Origin of the sequence: Kocuria sp. BT304 (assembly GCF_003290245.1) — a bacterium.
GTDB classification, from domain to species: Bacteria; Actinomycetota; Actinomycetes; order Actinomycetales; family Micrococcaceae; genus Kocuria; species Kocuria rhizophila_A.
In genome coordinates, this window is the sequence record NZ_CP030039.1 from 2,624,047 (window position 1) to 2,635,056 (window position 11,010).

Genomic DNA, 11,010 nt, shown 5'->3' on the forward strand with positions numbered 1-11,010 from the left:
ACGTCCTGTCTGTTCATTTTTTACCCGCGTTCGTTTATCCCGAACACAGGAAATGAATGAACGGAGGGCCTGTGAGTGAAACCCTGCAGACCTCCATCGAGAGGCGTCTGAACGAGTACCGCCTTGGCGCCGATGGCCCCTCATCACTGCGAGACCTGGCACGTGAGACGCCCACACCCCTCCTCCTCACGCACCCCCTGGGGTCCCAGCGTTTCCGCGCTGTGGTGACCGACGGCCCGATCCGGCCACGGTGCAGGACCGCCGAACGGTCCGACCGTCAGCCGGGCTCTTCACCCCTCGGCGTGCACAGGTCGTTTTCGCGCTGCCGTCCTGGCCCGAGCTGCTCGAAGCCCCCGTCAGGGCACTCGCGGCCGCCGCAAAGGTGTCCCTGGGTCAAGCCCAGTCCACGCTGAAGCTTCTCGACGAGCAAGGATTTCTGGATCGCCGCAGCAGGCGTCTGATGCGCAGGGAGATCCTCACCGAACGGTGGGCCGACGCTTTTGTCACCGGCCTCGGCCCCAAAACGCTGGTACAGCAGTTTCACGGCGATCCCGGCCACTTGAGCCTTGCGAGTCACGGGGTGGTCTACGTGAGCGGCGAGCAGGCGGCCCCGTGGATCAACAACCCTGAAACCGCCACCCGCTAGGTGGAGGGCCTCTCGCCCGAGATGATATTCGGCAACCGCTGGCGGACGGACGAGACGCCGAACATCATGGTCCACACCACGTTCTGGGTCCCCCGGGCGTTGAAGATCCACCACCCTCGTCCTTCCCGGCTCCTGCCCCGCCGCTCCTGACGTACGCCGATCTGAAGGCCGCCGGCGAACCCCGCCAGCTCGAAGCAGCTCAGTACGTGAAGGACACGCATGCTCACCTTTGGCGTCCCTGATCCCGGAGTCCTGGATGTCGTGGGCGGCATCCCCGTGGACTTCATGCCTCTCGGCGCCCAGCTCGAGGAACCGCCGGGAACCCTCACGCCTCCGCCGCGCAAGGAGGGATGGACCGTCGCCGGTTTCCAAGACGTTCACCGCCATGCCCAGGACGTCGACATTGGCCCTCGCGAGGTCACCGTCCGGATGCCCTCGCCCGCGGGATGCACCGCGCTGAAGCTGCGTTCCTGGGCCGTCAGAGCTGCCCTTCACGACACCAAGGACGCCCGGGATCTAGCGGTGGCGTGCCACTGGTACACGGAATCCGAAGCGGTCCGCACTGAGCTCTACGAGACCGAACGTGGACAGAGGCTGCTCATGGAGCATGACTTCGACCAGGACCTGGCAGCCGTAGCGCTGTTGTCCCGCGAAGTGGCCACGATTTTCTCTACCCCCGTCAGAATTGAACTCGCCGCCGATCTGAGGAATGCCGATGCTGCCCTGCTTGCCGGGCGGTTCACGACGGCACCTCAGTTGTTCCTCACGAGCGACGTGCGTCGCCGGCAAGCCCTGATTACCGCGCTGCTGTCCGCAGTCACCTGAAAAGTCCGCGAGCACCACACTGCTACCTGCGGGCGCCTCGCCCGGACAGACCTCGGGCGGGAGGGTTCACCCTCCCGCCCGAGACCGTCGCACCATGCGTCGGAGCGCGTGCCCGTCAGAGGCTTCCCAGGACCTCCGCGAAACGCCTGACCCCTTCGCGGATGCGCGCGGGCGCCACGCCCGAGAACGCGAGCCGGGCCGCGTTGGACTCCCGGCCGTCCATGTAGCACGCGGAACCCGGCACGAGCACCACGCCGTTGGCCACCGCCTCGGCCAGCACGTCCTTGCCGAGCAGCTCGTCCGCGGTGACCCACGTGAAGAACCCGCCGGAGGGCGTGGTCCAGGATGCCGAGTCCGGCATGTACTCCGTGAGCGCCTCCTCCATGGCGGTCCACCGCTCCTTGTAGAGCTCCACGGCCCGGTCCAGCGCCGGCTCCCAGTGCTCGGAGCCCACCCACGAGGTCACGAGCGACTGCGCCAGGTTGGACGGGTGGATCACCACGGACTCCGCGGCGATCTGCAGCCGGCCACGCACCTCCGGGGGTGCCGCCATCCAGCCCACGCGCAGCCCGGGCGCGAAGATCTTGGAGAAGCTGCCCAGGTGGATCACGTGCTCCGGAGCCATCCCGTGCATCGAGGGCCGGGGATCGCTGCGGTCGAAGGACAGCAGCGCGTACGGGTCGTCCTCCACGATCATCACGTCCCGCTGCGCGCACACCTCCACGAGCTCACGACGCCGCTCCTCCGGCATGGTCACGCCGGTCGGGTTCTGGAAGCTCGGAATCACGTACACGAACGGCACGCGCTTTCCCTGGGCCGCCAGCTCATCGAGCGCCTGAGCCACGGCCTCCGGCTGCATGCCGTCGTGATCCATCTCCACGTGCTGCACGTCCACCTCGTAGGCGCCGAACACACCCAGCGCCCCCACGTAGGTGGGCCCCTCGGCCACGATCACGTCACCGGGGTTGCAGTAGAGCTTGGTCACGAGGTCCAGTCCGGCCTGCGAGCCCGTGGTGGGCAGGATGTCCGCGCCGGTCACGGCGGAGCCGCCGCGGGCCATGAGCTTCACGACCAGTTCGCGCAGCCCGTCCACGCCCGCACCGGAGCCGTACTGCAGGATCTCCCCGGCGCGTCCGCGCAGCAGCAGGGACGCGACGTCGCCCACGGCGTCCGCGGGCAGCACGGAGAGGTCCGGGTTGCCGCCGGCCAGCGAGACCACGGAGGGGTCGCGGGCCACCTCGAACACGGCGCGGACCGGGGAGGGGCGGAACTCGTCCGCGCGGGATGCGAACTCCATCACTGCTCCGATCCGTAGCGCGCGCCGGAGATGCCGTACGCGGGACCGTCCGCGGCGGCGTCGGCCCCCAGGCTGATCAGGGAGATCAGCTCGTAGACCACGTGCGCGGCGGCGATGCCGGTGAGCTCGGCGTGGTCGTACGCCGGGGAGACCTCCACGACGTCGCATGCGACCACGTCCAGCCCGCGCAGTCCGCGCAGGATCTCCAGGACCTCGCGGCTCGTGATGCCGCCGGCCTCGGGGGTTCCGGTGCCGGGGGCGTGGGCGGGGTCCAGGACGTCGATGTCCAGGGAGATGTAGAGCGGGCGGTCCCCCACGCGCTCGCGCAGGGCCGCGACCACGGCGTCCACGCCGGAGCGCATGACGTCCGCGGAGGAGACGATCTCGAAACCGAAGCGGGCGTCGTCCTCGAGGTCCTGCGTGCCGTAGAGCGGACCGCGGGTGCCCACGTGCATCACGGCGTCGGTGTCGATGATCCCCTCCTCGAACGCCCGGCGGAACGGGGTGCCGTGGGTGTACTCGGCGCCGAAGTAGGTGTCCCACGTGTCCAGGTGGGCGTCGAAGTGCAGCAGCGCCACCTTGCCGTGGCGCGAGTGCGCCGCGCGCAGCAGGGGCAGGGCGATGGTGTGGTCACCGCCGATCGCCACCACCTTGGTGGACTCCCCCATGAGCTCCTTGGCCGCGGTCTCGATGGAATCGATGGCCTCGGGGATGTCGAACGGGTTGCCCACGATGTCCCCGGCGTCCGCGACCTGCAGGTTGGCGAACGGCGAGTGGTTCTGCGCCGGGTTGTAGGGGCGCAGCAGGCGGGAGGACTCGCGGACGTGGTTCGGCCCGAAGCGCGCCCCGGAGCGGTAGGACACCCCGGAGTCGAAGGGCACGCCCACCACGGCCACGTCCGTGTGCTCCACCTGGTCCGTGCGGGGCAGCCGCGCGAACGTGGCGGGCCCGGCCCAGCGCGGAGTGAGGGCCGCGTTCACGGGCCCCACCCGCTGCTCACCAGCGCTGTTGGTCTCGACGATGCGTTCCGGTTCCACCCGTGCTCCTCTCGTCCCGGGATCATCCGGGAGACGTCCGGGGCCACGTCGCTGGGGCCCCGTCATGCTGCGATCCACCGTGTCGGTGGTACTTTCTGTGACCTGGTGCATAAACCCTAACGCCACGCTCACACCCGAGAGCACAGCCGTGCCCGGACGCCCGGCGCCGTGGCCCCCGTCCGAGGAGAGACCCCCGTGAACGTGATCGTGATCGTGCTGTACCTGGCCGCAATGGTGGTGATCGGACTGTGGGCCGCGCGCCGTGCGCGCACCGCCACCGACTACCGCGTGGCCGGCCGTCGCCTGGGCGCGGGGCTCTACACCTCCACCATGGCCGCCGTGGTGCTCGGGGGCGCCTCCACCGTGGGCGGGGTGGGCCTGGGCTACCAGTACGGCATCTCCGGGATGTGGCTCGTGGTGGCCATCGCCACCGGACTCGCGGTGCTGAGCCTGTTCTTCGCCGCGCGCATCCAGTCGCTGAAGGTGTTCACGGTCTCCCAGATGCTGCAGCTGCGCTACGGCGCGCGCGGTGGGGCCACGGCGTCGTCGTTCGTGATGCTCGCGTACACCGTGATGATCGCCGTGACCTCCACCGCGGCCTACGCGTCGATCTTCTCCGTGCTGTTCCCCATCTCCCGGCCCTGGGCCATCCTGCTGGGCGGCGCGGTGGTGATCGCCTACTCGGTGCTGGGCGGGATGTGGTCCATCACGCTCACGGACCTCATGCAGTTCGTGTTCATGACCATCGGGATCTTCGCGATCCTGCTGCCCTTCTCCCTCGCGGCCGGGGGTGGCTGGTCCGGGATCACCGAGCGGCTGGACGCCTCCTTCTTCTCCGCGGGCTCGATGGGCTTCCAGGCGATCGTCACCCAGTTCGTGGTCTACGGCTTCGGCATGCTGATCGGCCAGGACATCTGGCAGCGCGTGTTCACGGCCCGCTCCCCCAGGGTGGCCCGCTGGGGCGGTCTGGCCGCGGCAGGGTACGTGGCGCTCTACGGGGTGGCCGGGGCGCTGATCGGCACCGCCGCGGCCGCCGTGCTGCCCACGCTCGACGCCCCGGAGGAGGCCTTCGCCGCCATGGCGCAGTACCACGTGCCCGTGGGCCTGGGCGGCGTGGTGCTCGCGGCGGGTGTCGCCGCCATGATGTCCACGGCCTCCGGCGCCACGATCGCGGCGGCCACGGTGGCCCGCGTGGACGTGGTCCCCACCCTGCGGGGGATGTTCGGCGCCCCGGCGGACGACGTCGCCCGCGCCCGTTCCGAGGACGCCTCCGTTCTCAAGGACCGCGTCTACGTGGTGGTCGTGGGCCTGGTGATCACGGTGCTGTCCATGCTGGTCAGCTCCACCGTGGTGGCCCTGACCATTGCCTATGACCTGCTGGTGGGCGGGCTGCTCGTGGCCGTGCTGGGCGGTCTCGTGTGGCGCCGGGGCACCGCGGCGGGTGCCATGTGGTCCATGGCCGCGGGCGTCGTCGCCACCGTGGCGGGCATGGGCGTCTTCGGCGTGCTGGCCAACGCCCCCATCTACCTGGGGCTCGTCAGCTCGGCCGTAGTATTCGTGGTGGTGTCGCTGGTCACCACACCCACCGCACCCCAGATCTCCCACGAGTGGAACCGACGCATCCAGGAGTCCAAGGCATGAGCACCGAGAACAGCACCTCCGAGACCGGGGGGACCCAGGCGGCGTCGTACCCCGAGCGCACCGTGGCCAAGGCCGTGCTGGAGACCCTGCGCGGCTACGGGATCGACACCGTGTTCGGGATCCCCGGAACCCACTCCCTGGAGTTCTACCGGCCGCTGCGCGAGCTCGGGATCACGGCGATCACCACGCGCCACGAGCAGGGCGCGTCCTACGGCGCGGACGGCTGGTCCCAGGTGCGCGGGCTGCCCGGCGTGGTGATCACCACCTCCGGTCCCGGCCTGCTGAACTCGCTGTCCGGCGCGGCCACCGCGTACGCCGAGTCCCGACCCATGATTCTGCTGTCCCCGGGGCGGCCCGTGGGGCACGACTTCCGGGACATCGGTTCGCTGCACGAGACCAAGAACCCCTCCGCCGCCGTCAACGCGATCGTGGGCGTCTCCCGCCGCGTGACCTCCGGCGCCGAGGCCGTGACCATGATCCACGACGCCATGCGGGACTTCGCGCACTCGCGGCCCCGCCCCATCCACATCGAGATTCCGTTGGACATCCTCGAGACCCCGGCGGACGTACCCGAGTCGGCCACCGCACCGCGCCCCCTCGGCGAGCCCACGCCCGCCCCGGAGCACGATGTCGCCGCGGCAGTCTCCGCGCTCGCGGCCAGTGAGCGCCCGGTCATCCTGGCCGGCGGCGGCTCGCTCGCGGCCGGGCCCCGGCTGCTGGAGCTGGCCGAGCTGCTCGAGGCGCCCGTGATCACCACGACCAACGGCAAGGGTGCGATCCCCGAGAAGCACCGGCTCTCACTGGGCGCGGACCTGCGGCTGAGCACCGCGCACGAGTTCCTGCGCTCCGCGGACGCGCTGCTCGTGATCGGCTCCAAGGTGGGCGAGGCCGAGCTGTGGGGCGGGGACATCACCCCGCAGGGCCCGATCGTGCGCGTGGACATCATGCGCGACCAGATGCTGTGCAACCTGGCCCCGGACGTGGAGGTCCCCGGCAACGCTGCGGCCGTGGTGCCGCAGCTGATCGACGGGCTGCGCGCCTCGTTCGAGGCCTCGGGCGCCGAGCCCCGCCCCGAGCGCGACCTGCGCGAGGTCTTCGACGCCATGGACGAGGAGGGCCGCCAGTGGGCCCCGGACCTCGCCGCGCTCAACGAGACCATCATGGAGGTGGTCCCGGACGACACCATCCTGGCCGGTGACTCCTCCCAGGTGACCTACATGGGCTCCACCACGTTCTTCCGTGCGCCCGCGCCGCACTCGCTGCTCTACATGGGCACGTACGCGACCCTGGGCTACGGGCTGCCCGCGGCGGTGGGCGCCAAGCTGGCCGCCCCGGAGCGTCCCGTGGTGTGCCTGGTGGGGGACGGTGCCCTGATGTTCTCCATCCAGGAGCTCATGACCGCGGTGGAGCTGAACCTGGACCTGCCCGTGATCTGCGTGGACAACGGGGGCTACGGGGAGATCCGGCAGAACATGGTGGACCGGGACATCGACCCCCTGGCCGTGGACCTCGTGCAGCCCGACTGGGTGAAGCTCGCGGAGGGCTTCGGCGCCACCGGGTTCCCCGCCACCATGGACACCCTCGCGGAGACCGTGCAGAAGGCGCTCGCCACCAAGGGGCCGAGCCTGGTGCACCTGAAGATCTGAGCGGGGCCGCGCCCGGCGCACCCGCCCGAGGCACGACGTGGCCGCCGAACACCTCGTTCGGCGGCCACGTCCCGTCCCGGGGCAGTTTGTTGTTGCCGCACCAGTGCGCGCCGTACCTGCGGAGAGAATCAGACCGCCGCGTGGTCGTCGAGGGGCCACGCGGCCGCGACCCACGCGCGGGCTTCCCGCGGGGTGCGCAGCCGCACGACCCGCAGGGCCGGATGGGTGCGTTCCACAGCGGGGATGCGCTCCCGGTAGGCGTGCCGGGTGACGAACGCCCAGCGGATGATGTGCTCCGGGTCCGTGAGGATGCTGCGCAGCGGGGCTTCCCTGTTGCCGTTCCACAGCACCTCGCGGCACAGACTGCGCCGCACAGTCCGGCGCACGACGCGCGGGAACGTCACCGCCCAGAAGGGGAAGTCGAGCCACAGGAGCGTGTCGGCGTGCTCGGCGAGAAGGGGCCGTGCGGCGTCGTACTGCCACTCCGTGACCCATGCCTCCTGGGCTGCCAGGCACTTCACCTCCGCCGCGAACTCGGGGCGCGGCGTCCAGCCTGGGCCGTGGAACAGGGCGTCGACCTCGGTGTGTGGGATCCCGGACCGCCGCGCGACCTCCCGGCAGAGCGTCGTCTTGCCCGCGCCGCTGACCCCGGCCACCAGGATGCGGCGGGGAGGAGGCAGCTGGTGGGTCATGGGGGTGAGCCTACGGGCTGGCGAGGATCGGAACCGCTGCCGGGTCGAGCAGTGGCGAACCACTGGGCGGGAGCCCGCAGAGACTCCACCTGCTTCCGCATCCTGGAAGTCACCCGCCTCGATCCGAAAAGCGGGCGTGTTGCACCTCACACTCGCAGCCGGTTACGCTCAACTCCCTCCACGTCGCCGCGGTCCACCCTCGGGACGCGGATCCACCAGACCGGTTCCGGGTCGGAGGACGCGCAGGTACGGACCACCACCGGCGTGTGCACCCGGCCCAGCGGCTCAAGAATGAGGGGTCGATCGCTGTGAAGCGCCTCCCGAAGACCAGCACCGCACCAGATGCAGCGGGTGCGCCCCGCCGCCCGGAGGACGCCTACCTGGGGGTCGGCAAGTCCCTCGCGTACGGACTCCAGCACGTGCTCACCATGTACGGCGGGGTGATCGCCGTGCCGCTCATCATCGGCAACGCCGCCGGCCTGGACGCCACGGCCACGGGGATCCTGGTGGCCGCCGCCCTGTTCACCGGGGGCCTCGCCACCATCCTGCAGAGCGTGGGGGTGCCGTTCCTGGGGGCGCAGCTTCCCCTGGTGCAGGGCGTGTCCTTCGCGGGCGTGGCCACCATGCTCACCATCCTCCAGGGCACCCCCGGGGACGAGGGACTGCGCGTGGTCTTCGGTGCCATCCTGGTGGCCTCCGCCCTGGGGTTCGTGCTCGCACCGTTCTTCGCCAAGATCATCCGCTTCTTCCCGCCCGTGGTCTCGGGCGTGGTCATCACGACCATCGGCGTGACGCTGATGCCCGTGGCCGCCGGATGGGCCCTTGGCCCCCAGGACAGTCCCGGGCACGGCTCCGTGGGCAACATCGGACTGGCCGCGTTCACCCTGCTGGTGGTGCTGCTGCTGTCCAAGGTGGGCTCCGCCGCCATCTCCCGGCTGTCCATCCTGCTGGCCATCGTGATCGGCACCGTGGTGGCCGCCGTGACCGGTCAGGCCTCGTTCTCCGGCGTGGGAGAGGGGCCCGTGGTCGGGTTCCCCACCCCGTTCGCCTTCGGGACCCCGCTGTTCGTGGCCTCGGCCGTGCTGGGCATGTTCGTGGTGATCATCGTGACCATGACCGAGACCACCGCGGACATTGTGGCCGTGGGCGAGGTGGCCGAGACCCGCGTGGACTCGAAGCGCATCGCCAACGGGCTGCGTGCGGACATGCTCTCCTCCACGGTGTCCCCCGTGTTCAACTCCTTCACCCAGACCGCTTTCGCGCAGAACGTGGGGCTTGTGGCCATCACGGGGATCCGCAGCCGCTTCGTGGTGGCCGGAGCCGGTGTGATCATGGTGGTGCTGGGCCTGCTGCCCGTGCTCGGCCGCGTGGTGGCCGCGGTGCCCTCGCCCGTGCTGGGAGGTGCCGGCATCGTGCTGTTCGGGACCGTGGCGGCGTCGGGAATCCGCACGCTGGGCGGCGTGGACTACCGCTCGGGGCTGAACCTGGTGGTCGTGGCGGTGGCCATGGCCATGGGCCTGATCCCCGTGGTCTCCCCGGGCTTCTACGAGCAGTTCCCCGCGTGGACCCAGGTGGTGCTGGGCTCCGGCATCAGCGCCGCCGCGCTCACCGCCGTGCTGCTGAACATCCTCTTCAACGAGATCACGTGGGGCTCGCGGCCGGACTCCTCGGTGTTCGCGGCCGCTCCGCCCCGCGTGCTGCCCCGCTCCTTCGTGCAGGGCCTGGAGGAGGGCGACACCGTGTTGGGCGGCCGCCTGGTGGCCGGGGACGGTCAGGAGGTGGCGGTTGTCGAGGACCACCTGGTGGAGGACGCCCGCCGCCGCGTGGAGAGCGGCGAACTCACGGAGACCGGCCAGATCCACCGGGTCTACGCCCAGGACGAGCTCCGGGGCGAGCCCGGTGCGGAAGGAGCCCGCCATGACGAACGCCCCTGAGCAGGACAGCGTCCACCGGCACCTTCGCACCACCATCGACGCCGCCGCGCGCAACGCGGCCGCGGACGGCGGCCCGTTCGGTGCCCTGCTCGTCACGGCTGACGGGCGCGAGTTCACCGCCGTGAACCGCGTGACCGCGGACAACGACCCCACCGCCCACGCCGAGGTCTGCGCCATCCGCGCCGCGTGCTCCGCGCTGGGGACGCACGACCTCGGCGGCGCCACCCTCTACTCGAGCCGCGAGCCGTGCCCCATGTGCCTCTCCGCGGCCCTCTGGGCGCGCCTGGAGCGGGTCTTCTTCGCCGCGGACCGGCACGACGCCGCGGCGGGCGGTTTCGACGACGCCGCCTTCTACGACTTCTTCACCGCCACCCCCGAGCAGAAGGACGCGCTGCTGCCCGTGCGCCACGTGGCCCTGGACACCCGCACCGAGCCCTTCGAGCGGTGGGCGGCGAACGCGCAGCGCACCACCTACTGACCGGCCCGGTCAGGGACCCCTACGGCCCGAACTGCTCGAGCAGCGCGGCCGCGACGCTCACCGCGATCGCCGCGGGGGACTTGCCCGGCACACCGGGGAGCCCGATGGGGCACGTGATGGCGTCCACCACGGCCGCCGGGTGCCCCTCGGCCACGAGCCGTTTGCGGAACCGCGCCCACTTGGCGGAGGACCCGATGAGTCCCACGGTGGCCAGGTCCCCCCGGCGCAGCGCGGCGTCGCACAGGATGAAGTCCTCGGCGTGGTCGTGGCTCATGATCAGAACGTGCGCCCCGGCGGGGAGCTCGCCCAGGGCGTTCTCGGGCGCTGGGCTGTGCCGCGGCTCCAGGCGCGCCGGACCGCCGGTGAGCCCCTCGAACCGGGCGGGCGCCACGTGCTCGGCGCGGCTGTCCACCAGGTGCACGCGCACGGGGAACCGGGACAGCACGTGCGCCAGCTCCCAGCCCACGTGCCCCATGCCGAAGACCGCCACCACGGGGCGGGCGCGCTGCGGTTCGATCAGCACCTTCACCACGCCTCCGCAGCACTGCCGGGCGTGCTCCACGGGCGCGTGCTCGGTCAGGGAGAACTCCAGGGTCTGCGGTTCGTCCGTGTCCGCGGCGATCAGGGCCCGTGCCCGCTCGACCACCGTGGCCTCGAGGTTGCCGCCGCCCACGGTGTCCCACGTGCGCTCGGCCGCCACCACCATCTTGGTCCCGGCCCGTCGTGGCGCGTGGCCCCGCACGTCCGTGACGGTCACGAGCACGCCCGGCGAGCCCTCCTCGCGCAGCAGCTGCAGGGCGTCCAGCCAGTCCAC

General features: G+C 71.1%; 11 protein-coding genes. 7 read left to right on the forward strand and 4 right to left on the reverse strand.

The genetic code is table 11. From position 1 onward, the window contains the following. Positions 1 to 250 precede the first annotated feature (250 nt). The 3 genes from DNL27_RS11495 (at position 251) to DNL27_RS11505 (ending at position 1,471) form a co-directional block, all read left to right on the forward strand. Positions 251 to 646, forward strand: coding sequence for a type IV toxin-antitoxin system AbiEi family antitoxin (locus DNL27_RS11495; protein ID WP_112235628.1), 396 nt, complete (start codon positions 251 to 253; stop codon positions 644 to 646). A 146-nt stretch (positions 647 to 792) separates the two neighbouring features. Continuing rightward, the gene (locus DNL27_RS12655; RefSeq protein ID WP_370447114.1) at positions 793 to 888 is read left to right on the forward strand and encodes a hypothetical protein; all 96 of its coding nucleotides are present in this window, start codon (positions 793 to 795) and stop codon (positions 886 to 888) included. Continuing rightward, positions 866 to 1,471 (forward strand): hypothetical protein, encoded by a 606-nt coding sequence (locus DNL27_RS11505; RefSeq protein ID WP_112235629.1) that lies wholly within the window; start codon positions 866 to 868, stop codon positions 1,469 to 1,471. Before DNL27_RS12655 ends, DNL27_RS11505 begins: the two co-directional genes overlap by 23 nt. Before the next feature lie 115 nt (positions 1,472 to 1,586). Here the strand turns inward: DNL27_RS11505 and DNL27_RS11510 are convergent, their stop codons facing one another. Both DNL27_RS11510 and speB read right to left on the reverse strand, forming a co-directional pair. Continuing rightward, positions 1,587 to 2,768, reverse strand: a complete 1,182-nt coding sequence (locus DNL27_RS11510; RefSeq protein ID WP_041297745.1) for a PLP-dependent aminotransferase family protein — start codon at positions 2,766 to 2,768, stop codon at positions 1,587 to 1,589. Beyond that, the gene (gene speB / locus DNL27_RS11515; RefSeq protein ID WP_012399203.1) at positions 2,768 to 3,805 is read right to left on the reverse strand and encodes an agmatinase; all 1,038 of its coding nucleotides are present in this window, start codon (positions 3,803 to 3,805) and stop codon (positions 2,768 to 2,770) included. The genes DNL27_RS11510 and speB overlap by 1 nt, the downstream gene beginning before the upstream one ends. Positions 3,806 to 4,000: 195 nt before the next feature. Here speB and DNL27_RS11520 point away from each other — a divergent pair, with 195 nt between their 5' ends. Next, positions 4,001 to 5,446, forward strand: a complete 1,446-nt coding sequence (locus DNL27_RS11520; RefSeq protein WP_012399204.1) for a sodium:solute symporter — start codon at positions 4,001 to 4,003, stop codon at positions 5,444 to 5,446. Continuing rightward, the gene (locus tag DNL27_RS11525; RefSeq protein ID WP_112235630.1) at positions 5,443 to 7,092 is read left to right on the forward strand and encodes a thiamine pyrophosphate-binding protein; all 1,650 of its coding nucleotides are present in this window, start codon (positions 5,443 to 5,445) and stop codon (positions 7,090 to 7,092) included. Before DNL27_RS11520 ends, DNL27_RS11525 begins: the two co-directional genes overlap by 4 nt. A 128-nt stretch (positions 7,093 to 7,220) precedes the next feature. Here DNL27_RS11525 and DNL27_RS11530 read toward each other — a convergent pair whose 3' ends face one another. After that, positions 7,221 to 7,784, reverse strand: coding sequence for an AAA family ATPase (locus tag DNL27_RS11530; protein WP_112235631.1), 564 nt, complete (start codon positions 7,782 to 7,784; stop codon positions 7,221 to 7,223). 308 nt (positions 7,785 to 8,092) lie between these two features. Here DNL27_RS11530 and DNL27_RS11535 point away from each other — a divergent pair, with 308 nt between their 5' ends. Next, positions 8,093 to 9,718, forward strand: coding sequence for a nucleobase:cation symporter-2 family protein (locus tag DNL27_RS11535; protein WP_112235632.1), 1,626 nt, complete (start codon positions 8,093 to 8,095; stop codon positions 9,716 to 9,718). Then, positions 9,702 to 10,196 (forward strand): nucleoside deaminase, encoded by a 495-nt coding sequence (locus DNL27_RS11540; protein WP_204360297.1) that lies wholly within the window; start codon positions 9,702 to 9,704, stop codon positions 10,194 to 10,196. The genes DNL27_RS11535 and DNL27_RS11540 overlap by 17 nt, the downstream gene beginning before the upstream one ends. A gap of 19 nt (positions 10,197 to 10,215) precedes the next feature. Here DNL27_RS11540 and xdhC read toward each other — a convergent pair whose 3' ends face one another. Continuing rightward, on the reverse strand, positions 10,216 to 11,010 hold the full coding sequence (gene xdhC / locus DNL27_RS11545; protein ID WP_112235633.1) for a xanthine dehydrogenase accessory protein XdhC: 795 nt from the start codon (positions 11,008 to 11,010) through the stop codon (positions 10,216 to 10,218).